This window comes from Polaribacter sp. Z022 (genome assembly GCF_023555495.1).
In the GTDB taxonomy this organism is placed as follows: Bacteria; Bacteroidota; Bacteroidia; order Flavobacteriales; family Flavobacteriaceae; genus Polaribacter.
Map to the genome: position 1 here is coordinate 321,764 of NZ_JALCZO010000003.1, position 20,370 is coordinate 342,133.

Genomic DNA, 20,370 nt, shown 5'->3' on the forward strand with positions numbered 1-20,370 from the left:
TACATAATGAGGTTTTTGTTTTATTTCGTTTAAAACGATTTATTATTTTTAAGAAGCTGCTTTTAACTTCTTTAAAGTTGTATTTGTTAATTTAGACTCTGCATATTCTTTGGTTACATTAAATTCTTTTTGATCAGAACTTGGTAAATCAAACATAGCGTCTGTAAAAATTGCTTCACACAAAGAACGTAATCCTCTTGCTCCTAACTTATACTCTACAGCTTTGTCTACAATATAATTTAACGCTTCTTCTTCAATTGTAAATTCAACTTCATCCATTCCAAATAACTTTGCATATTGCTTAATTATTGAATTTTTAGGTTCTGTTAAAATTGCTCTTAATGTTTTAGCATCTAAAGGATTCATGTAGCTTAAAACTGGCAAACGACCTATGATTTCTGGTATTAAACCAAATGCTTTTAAATCTATAGGAGTTATATATTGCAATAAATTTTCTTCATCAATTTTATCTTCTTCTAAAGAAGCACCAAAACCAACAGCTTGCCTATTTAAACGTTTGCTAATCATTCTATCTATTCCAGAAAATGCTCCTCCTGCAATAAATAAAATATCTTTTGTGTTTACCTCAATAAATTTTTGTTCTGGATGTTTTCTTCCACCTTTAGGCGCAACATTTACAACAGAACCTTCTAATAATTTTAATAAAGCTTGTTGTACACCTTCTCCAGAAACATCTCTTGTAATTGATGGATTGTCTCCTTTACGAGCAATTTTATCAATTTCATCAATAAAAACAATACCTCTTTCTGCTTTTTCTACATCGTAATCTGCAGCTTGTAAAAGTCTACTTAAAATACTTTCTACATCTTCACCAACATAACCTGCTTGTGTTAAAACTGTAGCATCTACTATAGAAAAAGGTACATTTAACATTCTTGCAATGGTACGTGCAACTAATGTTTTACCTGTACCTGTTTCTCCTACCAAAACAATGTTCGATTTTTCTATCTCTACATCATCTTCTGTATTTTTATCTTGTAAAAGACGTTTGTAATGATTGTAAACTGCCACAGCCATTGCTCTTTTAGTTTCATCTTGACCAATGATATATTGATCTAAAAAGTCTTTTATTTCAATTGGTTTTTTTAGAATTAAATCTTTTGATAGACTATTAGATTTTGCATCAGAAATTTCTTCTTCTACAATACCATGAGCTTGCTCAATACATTTATCGCAAATATGAGCATCCATACCTGCAATTAACAAGTCTGTTTCTGCTTTCTTTCGTCCGCAAAACGAACACTCTAAGTTTTCTTCTTTCGACATTATAATCCGCTTTTTACTTTTGGCAATTAGTTTTTTATTTTCTTGCTAAAACTTCATCAATCATACCGTAAGCTTTTGCTTCATCGGCTTTCATCCAATAATCTCTATCAGAATCGTTGTGTACTTTCTCTATTGTTTGTCCTGAATGGTTTGCAATAATAGCATACAATTCATCTTTTAACTTTAAGATTTCTCTTGCAGTAATTTCGATATCAGACGCTTGTCCTTGTGCTCCACCTAATGGTTGGTGAATCATAATTCTTGAATGTGGTAATGCAGAACGTTTTCCTTTTTGACCTGCACACATTAAAACAGCTCCCATAGAAGCAGCCATTCCTGTACAAATTGTTGCAACATCTGGCTTTATAAACTGCATGGTATCATAAATACCTAAACCTGCATACACACCTCCTCCTGGAGAGTTAATATAAATTGAAATATCTTTATTAGCATCTACACTTTCTAAAAACAATAATTGCGCCTGAATAACATTTGCTACTTGATCGTTAATTCCTGTTCCTAAAAAAATAATTCTATCCATCATTAAACGAGAAAAAACATCCATTTGAGTAATGTTCATTTGACGTTCTTCCATAATATATGGTGTTAAACTACTAGTAATTTTATTGTAGTAAGCACTATTTATTCCATGATGTTTTGTTGCGTATTTTTCGAACTCTTTTCCGTAATCCATTTTCGTGATTCTGTTTTAAGTTTAATATTGTAAATATAAGAACTATTCTCTTAATATTTTGTTACATATAGTCGCTAAAAAAACCTGAATCTAACAATTCAGGTTTTTTATATTGGGTCTTTACGAAAGAAAAATAATTGAAATAATCTCTTTTTAACAAACAGGTTGCTTCGTTTCTCGCAATAACCTTAACATTTGTTATTTGTATACTTCTTTTATAAAATCTTCGTAAGAAAGCTCTTTTGATTTAAATTTCATGTTCTCTTTGTAAAAAGTCAATAATTTTTGACTGATTAATTGAGATTGTAATTTTTGAGCTTCTTCTTGGTTTTGTAAGATTCTACCAGCAATATCATCTAATTCTTTTTCTTCTGGATTCATGTTACCAAACTGAGCCATTTGTTGACGGATAAATACCTTAGCATAATCTACCAATTCTTGATACTCTAATTTGATATCATTATCTTTCATAATCTTACCTTCGATTAATTGATAACGTAAACCTTTTTCAGATTTTTCGTACTCTGCAGCAGCTTCTTCAGCTGTTAACGCTTTTTCTCCTGCTGTTGCTAACCATTTCTTTAAGAAATCTGCTGGTAAATCAAACTTAGTATTTTCTACTAAATGCTCTGTTACAGCATTTAATAATTGTTGATCACCTTGTTGTAAGAATTGCTTTTCTGCATCTTCTTTAATTTTTTCTCTTAATTCTGTTACAGAGTTTACAGAACCATCTGCAAATAATTTATCAAATAATTCTTTATCTAAATCTGCAGGTTCAGTTTTTGTAATTTCTTCTACAGTTAAAGAAACTTTAATATCTAAATCATGAATTACATCATGGTCTACACCTAAAATGTGTTGTAATTTATGATCGTCTTCGAATAATTTCTTAGTATCTAATTCAATTACATCACCAACTTTTGCTCCTATTACTTTCTTTTCGTTTTTCTTCCCTTTAAGGTCATTAACTAAAAAAGTAGATTTTTTGTTGATATTATTTTCTTCGTTTACAAAAGTACCAGTTACATTAGAGTGCTCTGTAGCTTCATCTAAAGAACTCATTTTTCCATAACGAGTTTGAATATTCTTAACTTCTTCGTCAAGTAATTCTTCTGTAGCAACAATATTATATTGCTTTACTTTGTTTTTTCCTTTTAAATCTATTTCGAATTCTGGTACTAAACCTAACTCAAACTCAAAAGAAAAAGTTTCTGCATCCCAGTTAAAATCTTCTTGAATTCTTGGTAAAGGATTTCCTAAGATGTCTAATTTTTCTTCAGTTATAAATTTGTTTAAAGAATCTTGTAAAAGCTTGTTAACCTCATCTATCATTATAGATTTACCATACTGCTTTTTAATCATTCCCATTGGCACATGTCCTTTTCTAAAACCAGGTACATCAGCCTTTTTACGATAATCAGTTAATAATTCTGTTACTTTTGCTTGATAGTCATCAGCAACGATATCTACTTTTACAACTGCGTTTAACGCATCAATGTTTTCTTTTGTAATATTCATTTCGTGTTCTCTTATTCTTTAAAAAATCGAGTGCAAAATTAATCATTTTAATTGATTGCACAAATGTTTAAATACTTCTATTTCAGTTATTTTAATGATTTCTTATCTTCTTTTAGTAAAGAAAATAAAGCTGACCTAAAAATTGACAGTAAAACACTGAATAATAGGGCTGCAAAGAAACCAGATACAGCAAAACCACTTACCAAATTACTTGCTAATAAAATGATACATGCATTAATTACAAACAAAAACAAACCTAAAGTTACAATTGTTGCTGGTAATGTAAAAAATATTATAAGTGGACGTATAAACATATTTAATAACGAAATAACAACAGCTACAATAATTGCAGAAGTATAACCAGCTACTGTAATTCCGGGTAAAATATTAGCTAATACTATTACTGCTATTGCAGTAAGTAAGATTTTTAAAAAGGTTTTCATATAGATTATTTTAATATAGTTTATAGAATGCGAAAACTATACCAAATAAAAAAACATGAAGAAATGGCAGATTTTAAAAACTTTATTTTTTTAAGACACGCTTGTTAACTGTTCCTAATCCACTAGAAAAGCTAAAAATATAAAGACCTGATTTTAAATTAGAAACATCTATATTTTCATCTTTTAACGATTTGCTCACAATTAACTTACCTAATTGATCGTATATTTTTAAAGTATTAAAGTCTTGAATATTACTAATTTTTAAATTCTCTTTAACTGGATTAGGCCATAAACTTATTGTGTTATTATTTAAAATATTTGACTCAATATTTAATGTTGATGCTTCAAAAACTCTTAATTCTAACAAACTAACCCAAGAACCTGTATAACCTTCTGCACCTGTAACAGTTATTTTTATAAACTGACCTTCAACTCCAGAAAACACATCTACAATAGGGCTTGCTTCTGTACCTTCTGTTGTATTGTTAGATCTATCTACAATTTCTGTATAAGTACCATTTTCTGTATCAGAAATAGAAATCGAATATTTATAGGCTCTATCTGAATAACATACTACTTCTGTTCTTTCTACTGGATATTTTTTACCTAAATCTATAATTGCTGATTGAGGAAAACCAGACACTGACCATCTTGTAGATGTTAATCCATCTACTAAATTTTCTACTGCATTATCAGAATGATGTGTACCTGTTCCTGTTATTGATTTATTTAAAGCTAAATTTGGACCTGAAGCATCTTCAATAACTGTAATTACACTTGTATCTGTAAAACTTCCTTCTTTAGTAGTTACTGTAATTATTGCCTCTCCTACAGAAATAGGCGTTACAACTCCTGTCTCATTAACAGTAGCAACAGAAGTATTAGAACTACTATATGTTACTCCTTTATTTGTTGCATTAGAAGGTGTTACTATTGCTGATAATTGATAAGCGCTACTTTGTGTTAAATTAACTGTACTTGGAGATAAAGAAACACCAGAAACTGCTACTTCATCATGTACTACCGAAAAATCATACACTAAAACTTCACCGTAATTATTTGGGTCATCAGTGTCATCTCCTTCTTTTTCTGCATTACTTTGAGTATAGTTTCCAATTTTAAAGTAAGTTTCATCATAATTTAAATCCATTACAAAATCATTTTCTCCATCTTTTACCAAATAAGCATCTGCATTTCCACTATTATAGGCAGCTAATAAATTATCATCTTCAGAATAGTAACAATAATGTTTACCATCTTCTACAACAAAAATAACTTCATGTTTTGTACCTAAAATATAATTTGTTTTAATAGTTAAATCTTCTCTTAACTTACCTCCATTAAATGATAAAAAAAGATGAGAATCTTCTAATCTTAACACCATAGAATCATCTATACCATCATCTTTATTTCCGTGAATTTGAGTTGCAACTAAGTGAGATTTATTTATTGGTAAATGAGTAATTGCTTGCTTTACATACACCATATGTTTACCTTCTGTAGTCCAATAAATATCTTTAGATCCATCAGTTTCACGTTCTCTTAATTCCGAACGTATATAACTAGAGTTTGGTGTTGTTCCATTATCGCTTCTTACTGGTGCTCTAAAAACTATAGCATTACCTGTATTATTTACATAAAAATATTCATTACTTGGTTCAGTACATAATGTTTTAACTTCACTTCCATTTGGATAAGTAATTTTCCACTGATTACAATTACTCATTAAATCTGCGGGCTTTTGAGCAAAAGAAACTGCATTAAAACAAGTTGATAAAAAGCAGTAAACTATTAAAATGCGAAAATTACGAGTAACCATTTTTATGAATTATTTTGAGGGATTTACAATAAAAAAACAATTAAATTGGTTAACCAATTTAATTTTACGCAAAATAAGTATAAAAATAGAGATAAAAAAAAATTGGTTAACCAATTTTTAATAAAATAAAAAACGCCTAATTTTATTTAAAAAATTAAGCGCTTAAAATATTTTATCCACATTTAGAAGATCCACATTCTTGACATGTTAAACAACCTTCTTGATAAATTAAATCTGTAGAATCGCAATTATCACAAGTTTGACCTTTTGCTTTTGTACCATCTTCTACATACCTTTTTAGAGCTCTTTGCACTCCATTTTTCCAAGTATTTATAGATTCTGAATTTAACTGTAAACTCTGTATTAATTCTATAACTTTATCAATAGGCATTCCATGTCTTAAAGTTCCAGAAATTAATTTGGCATAATTCCAAAACTCAGGATTAAACTTATGACTCAATCCTTCAATAGTAGTTTTATAACCTCTTTTATTTTTGTATTGAAAATCGTAACGAGATGAACCATTTTCATCTTTACTTTTAATGATAAGCCCATTTTCTACAGAACGTGGAATTAAAATTCCATCTTCATCATCTACTAATCCTGTAAAAATTTCATAAGGTTTGTTATCAAAAATACCAACAAAAGCAATCCATTTTTCTTTTTGATTTTGAAAACGAACTACATCTGCCTCTAACTCTAGTGGTCTTTTTTTAGGGAAATTAGAACTTATAGCAGTTTCTTCTTTTTTATCATCTGTAGATATTAACACTCCAGATCTAGAACCATCTCTATAAACAGTAACTCCTTTACAACCTACTTCCCAAGCTTTTAAATACAACTCACCTACTAAATCTTCTGTAACATCATTTGGTAAATTTACAGTTACACTAATTGAGTGATCTACCCATTTTTGAATTGCACCTTGCATAGTAACTTTACTTACCCAATTAATATCATTAGATGTTGCTTTGTAATAAGGCGATTTTTTAACAAGTTCATTTAACTCTTCTTGTGTAAAATTCTTTGAAGAATCTATATTATTAACTTCCATCCATTGTTTAAAACGATGATGAAAAACTACATACTCTTCCCAAGAATCACCAACTTCATCAACAAAATCTACTCGTACATCTTTATCGTTTGGATTTACTTTTTTTCTACGTTTGTAAACAGGCATAAACACAGGCTCAATTCCAGATGAAGTTTGAGTCATTAAACTTGTGGTTCCTGTTGGTGCTATTGTTAAAAGAGCAATATTTCTACGACCATGTTCTAACATTTCGTAATACAACTTACTATCTGCTTCTTTTAATCTTAATATAAATGGATTTTCTTTTTCTCTTTCTGAATCAAAAATTGAAAAAGCACCTCTTTCTTTTGCTAAATTTACAGAAGCTCTATAGGTTTCTACACCCAAAGTTTTATGAACTTCTGTAGAAAATTCATTTCCTTCTTTACTTCCATAACGAATTCCTAATGCAGCTAACATATCTCCTTCTGCAGTAATACCAATTCCTGTTCTTCTTCCTTCGTATGCTTTTTGTCTAATATTTAACCACAAATTTTTCTCTGTTGCTTTCACATCATCTTGCTCAGGATCTGCATCAATCTTCGCTAAAATTCCATCTATTTTTTCTAACTCTAAATCAATAATATCATCCATTATTCTTTGAGCAATTACAATATGTTTTTTGAATAATTCAAAATTAAATTCTGCTTTTTCTGTAAATGGATTTTCTACATAAGAAAATAAATTCATAGCCAATAAACGACAAGAATCATAAGGACATAAAGGAATTTCTCCACAAGGATTTGTAGAAACCGTTTTATATCCTAAATCTGCATAACAATCTGGCACAGATTCATTAATTATAGTATCCCAAAACAAGATTCCTGGTTCTGCAGATTTCCATGCATTGTGTACTATTTTTTTCCAAATTTTAGTTGCTTCTATTTCTTTAGTGTACAGAGGTTTTTTACTAAAAGTAGGATATAATTGTGTGTATTTACCATCTGCTTTTACAGCTTTCATAAAAGCATCATCTATTCTAACAGAAACATTTGCACCTGTAACTTTTCCTTGTTCTAATTTGGCGTCGATAAAATCTTCAGCATCTGGATGATTTATAGAAACCGACAACATTAAAGCTCCTCTTCTACCATCTTGTGCAACTTCTCTTGTAGAATTTGAATAACGCTCCATAAAAGGAACAATTCCTGTTGATGTTAAAGCAGAATTTTTTACTGGTGATCCTTTAGGACGAATGTGAGATAAATCGTGACCAACTCCTCCTCTTCGTTTCATTAACTGCACTTGTTCTTGGTCTATTTTCATTATTCCACCATAAGAATCAGATTCTCCATTATTACCAATTACAAAGCAATTAGACAAAGAAGCTATTTGAAAAGGATTTCCAATTCCAGCCATTGGACTTCCTTGAGGAACAATGTATTTAAAGTTTTTAATTACTTCAAAAATATCTTCTTTAGTTAATGGGTTTTTATATTTCTGTTCTACTCTTGCTATTTCTGACGCAATTCTCTGATGCATTTCATCTGGAGTGCTTTCATAAATATTATCTGAAGAATCTTTTAAAGCGTATTTATTTAGCCATACAGAAGCAGCCAATTCATCACCTTTAAAATAGTTTAACGCAGCATTTAAAGCCTCATCTCTAGAATAAATTTTCTGAGGTGAGAGAGCAGTTTGAAGTTTCATAGTTTTTTAGACAGTTTTAGTTTTTTGAAAAACTAAATGTCTCTAAATTGAACAAGCAAAAAGATGATAATTGTCATAAAGTTTTCAGTAAAAAAACATAAAACCCTAAATATCAAATAACTACAAACTTATCAACATAAAAAAGTTAACAAATAAATAAATTTTAAAAAAAGAAAAAAGAATTTAATATTCAAAAACGCCAAACTCACTTTTAATAGTCAGTTTTTTAGTTTCTGAAGCTTTTACGCTACCTACAATTTTGGCATCTACATTATAAGATTTAGAAATTTTAATAATGTCTTCTGCTATTTCTGGAGAAACATAAATTTCCATTCTATGACCACAGTTAAATACTTGATACATTTCTTTCCAATCTGTTTTAGATTGTTCTTGTATTAATTTAAATAAAGGTGGAATTGGGAACATATTGTCTTTTACAATGTGTAAATTATCTACAAAATGTAAAATTTTTGTTTGTGCACCACCAGAACAATGAATCATTCCATGAACTTTATCAGAAGAAAAATTATTTAAAATTTCTTTTATAATTGGGGCATAAGTTCTTGTTGGAGATAACACTAATTTACCTGCATCTATAGGTGAATTTTCAACTTTATCAGTCAAATTTGTATTACCAGAATATACCAAATCTGTAGGTACAGCAGCATCAAAACTCTCAGGATATTTTTCTGCTAAATATTTATGAAAAACATCATGTCTTGCAGAAGTTAATCCATTAGACCCCATTCCTCCATTATATTCTGTTTCATAAGTTGCTTGTCCAAAAGATTCTAAACCTACAATAACATCACCTGCTTTTATATTTGCATTATCTACAACATCACTACGTTTCATACGTGCAGTAACTGTAGAATCTACAATAATTGTACGTACTAAGTCTCCAACATCTGCAGTTTCTCCTCCTGTTGAGTGTATGGTAACGCCAAATCCTTTTAAATCTTCTATTAACTCTTCTGTTCCGTTAATAATAGCTGATAAAACTTCTCCTGGAATTTTACTTTTATTACGACCAATTGTAGAAGATAACATAATATTATCTGTTGCACCAACACATAATAAATCGTCAATATTCATAATTAAAGCATCTTGAGCAATACCTTTCCAAACAGAAATGTCTCCAGTTTCTTTCCAATACATGTAAGCTAAAGAAGATTTTGTACCTGCACCATCTGCATGCATTATTAAACAATAATCATCATCGTTTGTTAAATAATCTGGTACAATTTTGCAAAATGCTTTTGGAAATAATCCTTTATCTATATTCTTAATAGCATTGTGTACATCTTCTTTAGATGCAGAAACACCTCTTTGTGCGTATCTTTTAGAAACTTCTTGACTCATGTTGTTGTGTTGTAAAATGCAAATTTAGTCTTTTACATAAAAAATCCTACCGAAAAGTAGGATGTTTTTATGATTACTTTGTAAACAGTAACTCTCTATATTTTGTTAATGGCCATAAATTATCATCAACCATTGTTTCTAGTTGATCACAATGATACCTAATATCTACAAAATAAGGTTTTATTTTTTTACTATAATATTCTGCTAATTTAAGACCAATTAGTTTTTTTGCTTTTAATTTATCTTCCTCCATTTTAATTACTAAAGCATTAATTTGAGTTATATGATTAGAAATTACCATAATTAATTCAATTTGTTCTTTAGCTATATTTTTATATTCACCTCCAAAAATTTCTTTTAAATTTTTAGTATTTTCTAATAACGTGTTTTGATAAATTATTGCTGTTGGCACTACTTGGTTTCTTGCAATATCTCCTAAAACTCTACTTTCTATTTGAAATCTTTTAGTGTACGCTTCTAAATCTATTTCATACCTAGCGTTTAATTCAACACTATTCATTACTTCTAACTCTTCAAATAAATCAACTATTCTTTTGGTAATTTTTACTTTTAAAGCATCTGGAGTTGTTTTATTATTACTTAAACCTCTTTTTTTAGCTTCCTTTTCCCAAGCTTCACCATAACTATCACCATCAAAACGAATTGCTTTAGAATCCTTAATATATTCTCTTAATATATTAAAGACAGCTTCATCTTTCTTAAGACCTTTTTCATCTACTAATGCATCAACTTCTATTTTAAACTCTTTTAATTGTTTAGCAACTATTGTATTTAAAACAGTCATAGGTATTGCACAATTAGCCCAAGAACCAACTGCTCTAAACTCGAATTTATTTCCTGTAAAAGCAAAAGGAGAAGTTCTATTTCTATCTGTATTATCTAATAATATTTCAGGAATTTTACCAATAATATTAAGTTTTAAATCTGTTTTTTCTTGTGGAGAAAGTTTCCCTTTAGTTACGTTTTCTAACTCATCTAAAACTGCAGATAATTGCTTACCTATAAATACAGATATTATTGCTGGAGGCGCTTCATTTGCTCCTAATCTATATTCATTGCTTGCAGAAGCAATAGAAGAACGTAATAACTCCTCATAAGTATGAACTGCTTTAATAGTATTGATAAAAAAAGTAAGAAATTGTAAATTTTTCATTGGTGTTTTACCAGGACTCAACAAGTTAATTCCTTTATCTGAAGATAAAGACCAATTGTTATGTTTACCAGAACCATTTATTCCTGAAAATGGTTTTTCATGAAATAACACTTTAAATTTATGTCTTCGAGAAACCTTTTGCATCACATCCATTAATAAGGTATTGTGGTCTACTGCTAAATTGGCTTCTTCAAAAATTGGAGCAACTTCAAATTGATTTGGAGCAACTTCATTATGTCTAGTTTTAACAGGAATTCCTAACAACATACATTCTTGTTCTAAATCTTGCATAAAACTCATAGCTCTTGCAGGAATTGTACCAAAATAATGATCATCTAATTGTTCTCCTTTAGCAGGTGAATGCCCTAATAAAGTTCTTCCTGTTAATTGTAAATCAGATCTAGAAAGTGCCAAAGCATCATCAATCAAAAAAAATTCTTGCTCCCATCCTAAAGTTGCACTTACTTTAGATGCATTTTTATCAAAATATTTACAAACCGCAGTTGCATGCTCATCTATTGCTTGCAATGCCCTTAATAAAGGTGTTTTATTGTCTAAAGCCTCACCTGTATAGGCTACAAAAATTGTTGGTATACATAAAGTTGTTTCATAAATAAATGCTGGAGAAGTAGGATCCCAAGCAGTATAACCTCTTGCCTCAAATGTATTTCTAATACCTCCATGTGGAAAACTAGATGCATCTGGTTCTTGTTGCACTAATTGTTCTCCATCAAATTTCTCCATAGCTAAACTACCATTTATAGATTCAAAAAAAGCGTCATGCTTTTCTGCAGTTGCTCCTGTAAGTGGCTGAAACCAATGTGTATAATGAGTAGCTCCTTTAGACATTGCCCAATCTTTCATACTTACTGCAACTTGGTCTGCAATTTTTCTATCTATTTTAGTTCCATGCTCAATAGCATTCATTACACTTTCATAAGCTGAACGTGTAAGATACTGTTGCATAGCATGTTTGTTAAAGACATTTTTACCAAAAAGAGATGACCTTTTTTCATTTTGAACCACATTTATTGGGCTTCTATGAAGTGTTTCTTGCAAAGCATTGAATCTAATCCTTGACATATTATTAATATTTTCTACTTATTTTTAATATTAAACAAATATACCCTTTCAAAATTAGGGATAAAATTATTTTTAGTTGATTTTTAATATTTTACCCCTCTTTTTTTTGATATGTAGCTAATTTATTTGAAATTTGTAACAGAAACATCACATTAACAATTTTTATATTATGGCTAAAATTAAATTAGAGTACATATGGTTAGACGGTTACAAGCCGACTCAAAACCTAAGAAGCAAAACTAAAGTTGAAGAGCATGAAAACTTTCAAGGAACAATTGAAGAATTAGGAGATTGGTCTTTTGATGGTTCATCAACTCAACAAGCAGAAGGTGGATCTTCAGACTGTTTATTAAAACCAGTTGCTATTTACCCAGATCCTGCTAGAATTAATGGTTATTTAGTAATGACTGAAGTTTACAATGCAGATGGTACACCTCATGAATCTAATGGACGTGCTACTATTGATGATGATGATAATGATTTCTGGTTTGGGTTTGAGCAAGAATATTTTATTATGGACTCTAGAACTCAATTACCTTTAGGTTTCCCTATTGGAGGATATCCTGGACCACAAGGAATGTACTACTGTTCTGTTGGTGGTAAAAACACATGGGGAAGAGATATCGTTGAAGAGCATGCTGATTTATGTATTGACGCTGGTTTAAACTTTGAAGGAATTAATCAAGAAGTTGCTGCTGGACAATGGGAATTCCAATTATTTGCTAAAGGAGCTAAAAAAGCAGGAGATGAAATTTGGATTGCTAGATACTTATTAGACAGATTAACTGAAAAGCACCACTACTATATTGAATATCACCCAAAACCAATTAAAGGAGACTGGAATGGTTCTGGAATGCACGCTAACTTCTCTAACTCAATTTTAAGAGAATGTGGTTCTAAAGAAAAGTATGCTGAAATCTGTGAAGCTTTTAGACCAGTAACTAAAGAACACATTGAAGTTTATGGAGAATATAACGATGAGCGTTTAACAGGATTACATGAAACTGCTGCTATTACTGATTTCTCTTGGGGAGTTTCTGATAGAGGAGCATCAATCCGTATACCAATTATCGCTGTAGAAAAAGGATATAAAGGATGGTTAGAAGACAGAAGACCAGCTTCTAATGGTGACCCATATAAAATTGCAGCTAGAATTATTAAGACTGTAAAGCCTATTAAATAATTCTTTAAGTATTATATAAATATTAAAACGCTAACATAAATATGTTAGCGTTTTTTTATGCAATAAAATTATTACCTCTCTTATACTGTAAAATAAATAAATGCAATGTAAGCTGCTAATAATACAATACCATCTTTCCAATTTAAACGATATCCTTTAGGTACAAATACTAAAGGTAATACTACAAACGAAATTCCAAGCATCCAGTAAATATCATTATCTAATATACCAATATCTTTTACAGCTACAGGAGTTATAATTGATGTGATTCCTAATACCGCTAATATATTAAACACATTAGATCCAATTAAATTCCCTAAAGAAATTGCTTTTTCTTTCTTTAAAACCGCTATAATTGATGCTGCTAACTCAGGCACACTTGTACCAATAGAAACTACTGTAACACCTATTACCCTCTCACTTACTCCATATTCTAAAGCCATAGAAGTTGCTCCCTTTATTAGTAACTCTGATCCTCCCCAAAGACCTAAACCTCCAATTACTAAAAATAAAACAATCTTATATAAAGGTAAAGGTTCATCATCTTCTGGTAACTCATCTAAAACTGCTGTTTTTTGGTATCTTAAAAGGTAAATTAGAAATATTATCAAAAAAGAAAATAAGATAATACCTTCATTTCTAGCAATAACATTATCACCACTTAAGAAAAAATATAATAATATTGAAGCAATCATCATTACAGGCCAATCAGTTTTATAAAAACTTTTTTGCACATGCATAGTTCCTAGCAATAAAGTTATTCCTAAAACCAAACCAAGGTTTGCAATATTAGAGCCAATTACATTTCCTAAGGCTAAATCTGATGAACCACTTAAAGCTGCATTAATGCTTACAATTAGTTCTGGAGCAGAAGTTGCAAAAGAAACCACAGTCATACCAATTACAATTTTAGGTACATCTAATTTTAAAGACAAAGCTACAGCCGATTTTAACAACCAATTACCGCCTAAAATCAACAATATTAAGCCTCCTATAATTAATAAAAAATTCATGAAATATAATTTATTGCGAATATACATTTTTATCACTTCAACTATAATGAAAAAATGAAAAGCATAAAAACAGATAAAAAAAATGTTTTAAATCCCTTTAGATTTTAAATTATTATAAAAACTTTCCTTTACCACATTACACATTAACGCCTTAATAAGTTGTTTTAATTACAATTTAAAACATAAATTAAGCAAATTTAACTTCATATTAAAACCATATTAATCAAATTGATTATAAATAAAAAATCAATTTGACAAATAACTACTTTTTTATTTGGGAACGATATCACAATCCATATATATTGATAAAACAATTAAAAAAAACCCAATATTATTAACCCAAATACCTATAAAAACTATGATTATTATTTTAACTAAATTTATTGAAACTATGTCTGATATTATTTTTCAAATTCTGTTTTAATAAAATTACCTTTTAAAAACCACACTATTCTAAAAGCAACTCATTCATTGAAGCTTGAGTTGTTTATTTTCATTAAATTTGATAAATAACTAATCATATAATGAAAAAACAAGTATTTAAAATTCTTGCAAAAATTAACAAATTGATTTTACCATCTTTTACAAAAAAAGGATTGGACATTTCTAAAGCATCAAAAGCTCAACTTGCTTTAGTTGGATGGAGAGCTTATGTAACATTAAATTCACTAGATTAAAAAAAGGAAAAATCATGAAAGACAATTATACCAAAGTATTAACAGATACAACTATCATTATAAAAGGACTTCAAACAATTTTAAGTGAAGCAAAAATTGACTACAAAGTATTAGACAGTGTTGAATCTGGTAGACTTGCTGGATTTGGTGTTCCTATAAATTCTGTTCAATTATATGTTCTAAACAACGATTTAAAAAAAGCTCAACCAATTATAGATAGCTATAAAGAAGAAATAAATTCATAAAAAGTTACAATAGTCTTTCTGATTTAAAAAAATGCTATTATATTTGCACCCGCTTACGGCCATGTGGCGCAACTGAATAGCGCACTTGATTACGGCTCAAGAGGTTCTAGGTTTGAATCCTAGCATGGTCACAAAAACTCATCTATTATTAGATGAGTTTTTTTTATTTATATAATTGCAATAATGAAAAAGACCTTAAGCAATAGCTTAAGGCCTTTTTGTCTAACCAAACTTAGTATAAAAACTAACTACTACTATCTTTAATGATCTTTTTAGATCCGTATATTAATCCTATTAAAAACAATAAACCAGAAACACCATCTATTGGTAAACCTGGTGGTGGAGGTGGTGGAGCTGGAGGAGGCACAATTTGCCCATATCCTAAAGCAGGAAGCAAAAAAATAATTAAAACTATTAAAACCCTTTTATACACCTTGTTCTTATTTCTATGACCCATAACCCCTTTATAAGTCACTACAAATAAAAAACAATTATAACTTTTATTTAATAGTTTTCGATGAACTGCACTTTAGTGTAGATATTGCTTAATCATTAAGCGATGTGCAGGAATACTCTTATTGTAGTTTTTAACTAATAATTCTACTATTTCTGGTGAATTAATTCCAATTTCCTTTTTGTGTTTAAATCTTGAAACGTATAAATTATAAGTTGAATTCTCTTTTTCAAAAATTAAGAAATGAGTTTCATTAAGTTCTGTATAACTAATTTCATTACCAGAAAAAGCTTCAGATTTATCTATAAAAAAATCAGAGAACTCGTAATATTTAAAAACATTTTCCATAATTATACTAATTCTGCAGAAAGACCTAATTGCAACAATTTAGAACACCTTGGTTCTAAATCTTTAAATTCTCCAGACTTTACAGTACATTTTCCTTTATAATGAACCAAAGTTGCACATTGTTCTGCTTGTTCAAAACTATGATCACAAACTGTAACTAAAGATTCTATAACATGATCAAATGTATTAACATCATCATTATGCAAAACTATTTCATGTTGAAAAACTTCTTGTTCTAAAACATCAACTTCTTCTTGTTTTTTTTCTTTTGTACTCATCCTATAAAAATAGAAAATATTTTTTACTCTTTTATATATTTTAATGCAACCCAATTATTTCTTTCAATATAAGTTTCTAATTTTAACCCATATTGTGAAACTTCAGCATCTATAATTGGTATATCTTCTTGATAAAAACCACTTAACAGCAACACTCCGTTTTCATTAAGGCAATTTGTATAAATTTTCATATCCATCAACAAAATATTTCTATTGATGTTGGCAATAATTACATCGTATTTTTTATTTATTAATAAAGATGAATCTCCTTCATAAACAGAAATATTCTTACAATTATTACGAGTAACATTTTCTACAGAGTTTTCATAACACCAATTATCAATATCTATTGCATCTGTTGGGTTAGCACCTTTCATTTCAGCAAAAATTGCTAAAATTCCAGTACCACAACCCATATCTAAAACTTTTTTATTTGCTAAATCTAATTTTAACAAATGCTGAACCATCATGTGAGTTGTTTCATGATGACCTGTACCAAAACTCATTTTTGGTTCAATAACTATATCGTATTTTAAATTAGGGTTTTCATGAAAAGGAGCACGAATACTTACTAAATTATCTACTTGAATTGGTGTAAAATTCTTTTCCCATTCTGCATTCCAATTTGTTTGAGCAACTTCATTTTGATTGTATTCAATAGAAAATTCATCAGAATTTAAAACAAAAATGTCTGTAAGAATTGTTTCATTCCAATCATTCTTCTGAATGTATGCAGTTACACCTGTTTCGTTTTCTACAAAGCTTTCAAAACCAACTCCACCTAATTCTGCAATTAAAATTTCTGTTGCAGGTTCTTTTGGGGTTACTGTAAAATTGTATTCTATATAAATGTTATCCATAAAAATAATCTAAAAAAAAATGCATCGAGATTTTTAAATCTCGATGCAAATTTATTGTAAATATCTTAAAGTACTCTATTTAAATAGCAGTAATAATTCCCATAAAATCTTCTACTTTTAAAGCAGCTCCACCAATTAAACCACCATCTACATCTGGTTTAGAAAATATTTCTTCTGCATTTGCAGGTTTTACACTTCCTCCATATAATATAGAAACTTCATCTGCAACTTCTTGGTTGTATTGTTTTGCTATAATACCTCTAATAAAAGCATGCATTTCTTGTGCTTGTTCTGCACTTGCAGTTTCACCTGTACCAATTGCCCAAACTGGCTCATAAGCTAAAACTATACTTTTCCAAGCAGAAGCTTCTAAATGAAATAATGCATTTTTTAACTGACTTTCTACAACAGCAAAATGGTTTTCAGATTTTCTATCTTCTAATAATTCTCCAAAACAAAAGATTGTTTCTAAGTCATTTTCTATGATAGCATCTACTTTTTCTGCTAAAGAAGCGTCTGTTTCATTAAAATAAGTTCTTCTTTCTGAGTGCCCTAAAATAACAGTTTCAACACCAATAGCTTTTAACATATCTGCAGAAATTTCACCTGTATAAGCACCATTTTTAGCTTGATGCATATTTTGAGCAACAACTTCTATTTTAGAATCTTTTGCAGCTTTTACAGAAGAAGATAAATTTACAAAAGTAGGAGCAACAATTACTCGAGTGTTTTTTAATTTCTCTTTCTTTAATGCCTTTTTTAATTCTTTGATAAGTTTTTTACTTTCTTTCTTATCATTATTCATTTTCCAGTTTCCTGCTACTATTTTTGATCTCATAATTCTATAATTTATAACCTAAGTTATTGGTTTTATCCCTATTTAAATTTTCATGTAAATTTAAGAAATGAAAAAACAAAAAACATGACGAAAATCAAATAGTTACTAAAACGATTTATATAGATTTTTTTAACGCATTTACAAGATCTTTATCAGATGCGTTTGTGGCTTTAAACAAAGAAATTTTACCTTGCTCATCTATAACTATATATCTAGGAATCCATCTTAAATTTAAGAAATCTACCAAATCTCCATTCTTCATTCCTTTTGGCAAATTATAATGTTCTCCTTTAATTTGATATCGTTTTACACCTCTTTTCCATGAATTGATTCTTTCATCTACAGATAAAAACATAAAAACAACATCAGGGTTTTCTTTTTGTAATTCTTTTACTTTTGGCAACCCTTCTAAACAATCTCTACACCAAGATGCCCAAACATCTATAAATATTTTTTTCCCTTTATGTTTATTTAAGACCTCTTTAAAAGCATAAGGAGTATCATTTAAGGTATATACCTTTTCGTTTAAAGCTAATTCTGAAAACTGTGTTGGTGTTTCAAAATTACAACTCATAAATATTAATAAAACTAAGAACGATAATTTTTTAAACATAAATTTATTTTTATTCTTTGTCATTAATTAGCCTTTTTACTTACAATTGAAAGCTATATTTAAAAACAAAAATAACTACTTTTGCATAACTTTTACAAAACAGATGACAACACAAGAACTTATTACTCAAATTAAAAAGAAAAAATCATTTTTATGCATTGGTTTAGATGTAGATTTAAATAAAATTCCACCTCATCTTTTAAAGGAAGAAGATCCTATTTTTGAATTTAACAAAGCCATAATAGATGCAACAAATCATTTATGTGTTGCTTATAAACCAAACACTGCTTTTTATGAAGCTTATGGTTTAAAAGGTTGGAAATCTTTAGAAAAAACTATTAATTACTTGAATGAGAATTACCCAGAAATCTACACAATTGCAGATGCTAAACGTGGAGATATTGGAAACACTTCTACCATGTATGCTAAAGCATTTTTTGAAGATTTAGCTTTTGATTCTGTTACAGTTGCTCCTTATATGGGAAAAGATTCTGTTGAGCCTTTTTTAGCTTTTGATAACAAACACACAATTATGTTAGCCTTAACTTCTAATGAAGGTGCTTTCGATTTTCAAACAAAAGAAGTTGATGGTAAAGAGTTATACAAACAAGTTTTAGAAACTTCTAAAAATTGGAAAAACGCTGATAATTTAATGTATGTTGTAGGCGCAACAAAGGCTGAATATTTTAAAGAAATTAGAAAGATTGTTCCTAATTCTTTTTTATTAGTTCCTGGTGTTGGTGCACAAGGTGGTAATTTACAAGATGTTTGCAAATATGGTTTATCAGAAAATATTGGTTTACTAATTAATTCTTCTAGAGGAATTATATATGCTTCAACAGATGTTGATTATGCTAAAAAAGCTGCTTTAAAAGCAGAAGAACTTCAGAAAGAAATGGCTGAAATTTTAGGTTAAATTATTCATGGAATATCAAGATCAAATTGGAAGAGTTTTAGTTCTTAAAAAAACTCCCATTCGTATTATTTGTCTTGTTCCAAGTTTAACAGAACTTTTAGTAGATTTAGGATTAGAAGATTGTATTATTGGTATCACAAAATTTTGTATTCATCCAGAACATTTAAAACAAACCAAAACTGTAGTTGGAGGAACAAAAAACATCAATATTGATAAAATTAAAAATCTTAAACCTGATATAATTCTCTGCAACAAAGAAGAAAACAGTAAAGATATTGTAGAAATTTGTGAAAAAATTGCACCTACACACGTTTCTGACATTTATACAATTGATGATAATTTAGATCTAATAAAACAGTATGGTTTATTATTTTCTAAAGAAAATAAAGCTACAGAAATAATAGAGGAAATCCATTCTAAATTAGAAGATTTTAGGCGTTTTACTAAAACTTTAAAAGTAAAAAAAGTAACATATTTTATTTGGAAAAATCCATGGATGGCAGTTGGAAATAATACTTTTATAAATCATTTATTACAACTAAATAAATTTGAAAATATTTATCAAAACAAAGAACGTTACCCAGAAGTACAATTAAATGAAATAGATGCTAATAGAAATCTTGACTTTGTATTTTTATCTTCTGAACCTTATCCTTTTAAGGGAGAACATATTTTTGAGGTAGAAAAAATCACAAAAAAGGCTAAAGTTATTTTGGTTGATGGAGAAATGTTTTCTTGGTATGGAAGTAGACTTAAATTAGCTTTCAAATATTTTAAAACACTTCATAAAAATATAGCAGAATAAAAAAAGAGGCTTTAATTAAAGCCTCTTTTTTATAT

General features: G+C 29.0%; 20 protein-coding genes and 1 tRNA gene. 6 read left to right on the forward strand and 15 right to left on the reverse strand.

Features of this window, described 5'->3' with window-relative positions; genetic code table 11:
* Positions 1-48: 48 nt before the first annotated feature.
* The 8 genes from clpX to MPF13_RS08350 all read right to left on the reverse strand — a co-directional run bounded on the left by clpX (position 49) and on the right by MPF13_RS08350 (position 12,105).
* A complete protein-coding gene (clpX, locus tag MPF13_RS08310; protein ID WP_249981968.1) occupies positions 49-1,287 on the reverse strand; it encodes an ATP-dependent Clp protease ATP-binding subunit ClpX in 1,239 nt (412 codons plus the stop codon).
* A gap of 34 nt (positions 1,288-1,321) precedes the next feature.
* A complete protein-coding gene (clpP, locus tag MPF13_RS08315) occupies positions 1,322-1,981 on the reverse strand; it encodes an ATP-dependent Clp endopeptidase proteolytic subunit ClpP (protein WP_249981970.1) in 660 nt (219 codons plus the stop codon).
* 198 nt (positions 1,982-2,179) lie between these two features.
* Entirely contained in the window at positions 2,180-3,502 is a 1,323-nt protein-coding gene (gene tig, locus MPF13_RS08320) for a trigger factor (protein ID WP_249981971.1), read from the reverse strand.
* An 86-nt stretch (positions 3,503-3,588) separates the two neighbouring features.
* Complete coding sequence (locus MPF13_RS08325) at positions 3,589-3,945, reverse strand: phage holin family protein (protein ID WP_249981973.1); 357 nt, start codon at positions 3,943-3,945, stop codon at positions 3,589-3,591.
* Positions 3,946-4,027: 82 nt separating this feature from the next.
* A complete protein-coding gene (locus tag MPF13_RS15600) occupies positions 4,028-5,671 on the reverse strand; it encodes a polysaccharide lyase family 7 protein (protein WP_284041173.1) in 1,644 nt (547 codons plus the stop codon).
* Positions 5,672-5,936: 265 nt separating this feature from the next.
* On the reverse strand, positions 5,937-8,486 hold the full coding sequence (locus MPF13_RS08340; protein ID WP_249981974.1) for an adenosylcobalamin-dependent ribonucleoside-diphosphate reductase: 2,550 nt from the start codon (positions 8,484-8,486) through the stop codon (positions 5,937-5,939).
* A 183-nt stretch (positions 8,487-8,669) separates the two neighbouring features.
* Positions 8,670-9,848, reverse strand: a complete 1,179-nt coding sequence (locus tag MPF13_RS08345; RefSeq protein ID WP_249981976.1) for an AIR synthase related protein — start codon at positions 9,846-9,848, stop codon at positions 8,670-8,672.
* Positions 9,849-9,921: 73 nt separating this feature from the next.
* On the reverse strand, positions 9,922-12,105 hold the full coding sequence (locus MPF13_RS08350) for a glutamine synthetase III family protein (RefSeq protein WP_249981978.1): 2,184 nt from the start codon (positions 12,103-12,105) through the stop codon (positions 9,922-9,924).
* A 169-nt stretch (positions 12,106-12,274) separates the two neighbouring features.
* Between MPF13_RS08350 and MPF13_RS08355 the strand changes: the two genes are divergently transcribed.
* A complete protein-coding gene (locus MPF13_RS08355) occupies positions 12,275-13,288 on the forward strand; it encodes a glutamine synthetase beta-grasp domain-containing protein (RefSeq protein ID WP_249981980.1) in 1,014 nt (337 codons plus the stop codon).
* Between the two features lie 80 nt (positions 13,289-13,368).
* Here MPF13_RS08355 and MPF13_RS08360 read toward each other — a convergent pair whose 3' ends face one another.
* On the reverse strand, positions 13,369-14,301 hold the full coding sequence (locus MPF13_RS08360; protein WP_249981981.1) for a calcium/sodium antiporter: 933 nt from the start codon (positions 14,299-14,301) through the stop codon (positions 13,369-13,371).
* A 524-nt stretch (positions 14,302-14,825) separates the two neighbouring features.
* On the opposite strand from MPF13_RS08360, the gene MPF13_RS08365 reads away from it, so the two are divergent.
* The 3 genes from MPF13_RS08365 (at position 14,826) to MPF13_RS08375 (ending at position 15,354) form a co-directional block, all read left to right on the forward strand.
* On the forward strand, positions 14,826-14,978 hold the full coding sequence (locus MPF13_RS08365; protein ID WP_249981982.1) for an SsrA-binding protein: 153 nt from the start codon (positions 14,826-14,828) through the stop codon (positions 14,976-14,978).
* 14 nt (positions 14,979-14,992) lie between these two features.
* Positions 14,993-15,223 carry a DUF2007 domain-containing protein gene (locus MPF13_RS08370; RefSeq protein ID WP_249981984.1) on the forward strand — a complete coding sequence of 77 codons (231 nt, stop codon included), beginning with the start codon at positions 14,993-14,995 and terminating at the stop codon, positions 15,221-15,223.
* A gap of 57 nt (positions 15,224-15,280) precedes the next feature.
* A tRNA-Arg gene (locus MPF13_RS08375) sits at positions 15,281-15,354 on the forward strand.
* A 113-nt stretch (positions 15,355-15,467) separates the two neighbouring features.
* Here MPF13_RS08375 and MPF13_RS15690 read toward each other — a convergent pair.
* The 6 genes from MPF13_RS15690 to MPF13_RS08405 all read right to left on the reverse strand — a co-directional run bounded on the left by MPF13_RS15690 (position 15,468) and on the right by MPF13_RS08405 (position 18,638).
* The gene (locus MPF13_RS15690; protein ID WP_502924266.1) at positions 15,468-15,680 is read right to left on the reverse strand and encodes a PID-CTERM protein-sorting domain-containing protein; all 213 of its coding nucleotides are present in this window, start codon (positions 15,678-15,680) and stop codon (positions 15,468-15,470) included.
* 72 nt (positions 15,681-15,752) lie between these two features.
* Entirely contained in the window at positions 15,753-16,025 is a 273-nt protein-coding gene (locus tag MPF13_RS08385) for a hypothetical protein (protein WP_249981988.1), read from the reverse strand.
* Positions 16,026-16,027: 2 nt separating this feature from the next.
* Positions 16,028-16,303, reverse strand: coding sequence for an ATP-dependent Clp protease adaptor ClpS (locus MPF13_RS08390; protein WP_249981989.1), 276 nt, complete (start codon positions 16,301-16,303; stop codon positions 16,028-16,030).
* A 23-nt stretch (positions 16,304-16,326) separates the two neighbouring features.
* Positions 16,327-17,163 (reverse strand): 50S ribosomal protein L11 methyltransferase, encoded by an 837-nt coding sequence (prmA, locus tag MPF13_RS08395; RefSeq protein ID WP_249981991.1) that lies wholly within the window; start codon positions 17,161-17,163, stop codon positions 16,327-16,329.
* 79 nt (positions 17,164-17,242) lie between these two features.
* Positions 17,243-18,001, reverse strand: coding sequence for a triose-phosphate isomerase (tpiA, locus tag MPF13_RS08400; protein ID WP_249981993.1), 759 nt, complete (start codon positions 17,999-18,001; stop codon positions 17,243-17,245).
* A 115-nt stretch (positions 18,002-18,116) separates the two neighbouring features.
* Positions 18,117-18,638, reverse strand: a complete 522-nt coding sequence (locus tag MPF13_RS08405) for a TlpA family protein disulfide reductase (RefSeq protein WP_249981994.1) — start codon at positions 18,636-18,638, stop codon at positions 18,117-18,119.
* Between the two features lie 79 nt (positions 18,639-18,717).
* Here MPF13_RS08405 and pyrF point away from each other — a divergent pair, with 79 nt between their 5' ends.
* Together pyrF and MPF13_RS08415 are read left to right on the forward strand one after the other, a co-directional pair.
* Positions 18,718-19,530, forward strand: coding sequence for an orotidine-5'-phosphate decarboxylase (pyrF, locus tag MPF13_RS08410; RefSeq protein WP_249981995.1), 813 nt, complete (start codon positions 18,718-18,720; stop codon positions 19,528-19,530).
* Between the two features lie 7 nt (positions 19,531-19,537).
* A complete protein-coding gene (locus MPF13_RS08415) occupies positions 19,538-20,335 on the forward strand; it encodes an ABC transporter substrate-binding protein (protein WP_249981997.1) in 798 nt (265 codons plus the stop codon).
* Positions 20,336-20,370: the final 35 nt, after the last annotated feature.

Bases quoted from the DNA above. Each gene is read 5' to 3' on its own strand.
- clpX (WP_249981968.1), bottom strand. From the start codon at position 1,287: ATGTCGAAAGAAGAAAACTTAGAGTGTTCGTTTTGCGGACGAAAGAAA.
- clpP (WP_249981970.1), bottom strand. From the start codon at position 1,981: ATGGATTACGGAAAAGAGTTCGAAAAATACGCAACAAAACATCATGGA.
- tig (WP_249981971.1), bottom strand. From the start codon at position 3,502: ATGAATATTACAAAAGAAAACATTGATGCGTTAAACGCAGTTGTAAAA.
- MPF13_RS08325 (WP_249981973.1), bottom strand. From the start codon at position 3,945: ATGAAAACCTTTTTAAAAATCTTACTTACTGCAATAGCAGTAATAGTA.
- MPF13_RS15600 (WP_284041173.1), bottom strand. From the start codon at position 5,671: ATGAGTAATTGTAATCAGTGGAAAATTACTTATCCAAATGGAAGTGAA.
- MPF13_RS08340 (WP_249981974.1), bottom strand. From the start codon at position 8,486: ATGAAACTTCAAACTGCTCTCTCACCTCAGAAAATTTATTCTAGAGAT.
- MPF13_RS08345 (WP_249981976.1), bottom strand. From the start codon at position 9,848: ATGAGTCAAGAAGTTTCTAAAAGATACGCACAAAGAGGTGTTTCTGCA.
- MPF13_RS08350 (WP_249981978.1), bottom strand. From the start codon at position 12,105: ATGTCAAGGATTAGATTCAATGCTTTGCAAGAAACACTTCATAGAAGC.
- MPF13_RS08355 (WP_249981980.1), top strand. From the start codon at position 12,275: ATGGCTAAAATTAAATTAGAGTACATATGGTTAGACGGTTACAAGCCG.
- MPF13_RS08360 (WP_249981981.1), bottom strand. From the start codon at position 14,301: ATGAATTTTTTATTAATTATAGGAGGCTTAATATTGTTGATTTTAGGC.
- MPF13_RS08365 (WP_249981982.1), top strand. From the start codon at position 14,826: ATGAAAAAACAAGTATTTAAAATTCTTGCAAAAATTAACAAATTGATT.
- MPF13_RS08370 (WP_249981984.1), top strand. From the start codon at position 14,993: ATGAAAGACAATTATACCAAAGTATTAACAGATACAACTATCATTATA.
- MPF13_RS15690 (WP_502924266.1), bottom strand. From the start codon at position 15,680: ATGGGTCATAGAAATAAGAACAAGGTGTATAAAAGGGTTTTAATAGTT.
- MPF13_RS08385 (WP_249981988.1), bottom strand. From the start codon at position 16,025: ATGGAAAATGTTTTTAAATATTACGAGTTCTCTGATTTTTTTATAGAT.
- MPF13_RS08390 (WP_249981989.1), bottom strand. From the start codon at position 16,303: ATGAGTACAAAAGAAAAAAAACAAGAAGAAGTTGATGTTTTAGAACAA.
- prmA (WP_249981991.1), bottom strand. From the start codon at position 17,163: ATGGATAACATTTATATAGAATACAATTTTACAGTAACCCCAAAAGAA.
- tpiA (WP_249981993.1), bottom strand. From the start codon at position 18,001: ATGAGATCAAAAATAGTAGCAGGAAACTGGAAAATGAATAATGATAAG.
- MPF13_RS08405 (WP_249981994.1), bottom strand. From the start codon at position 18,638: ATGACAAAGAATAAAAATAAATTTATGTTTAAAAAATTATCGTTCTTA.
- pyrF (WP_249981995.1), top strand. From the start codon at position 18,718: ATGACAACACAAGAACTTATTACTCAAATTAAAAAGAAAAAATCATTT.
- MPF13_RS08415 (WP_249981997.1), top strand. From the start codon at position 19,538: ATGGAATATCAAGATCAAATTGGAAGAGTTTTAGTTCTTAAAAAAACT.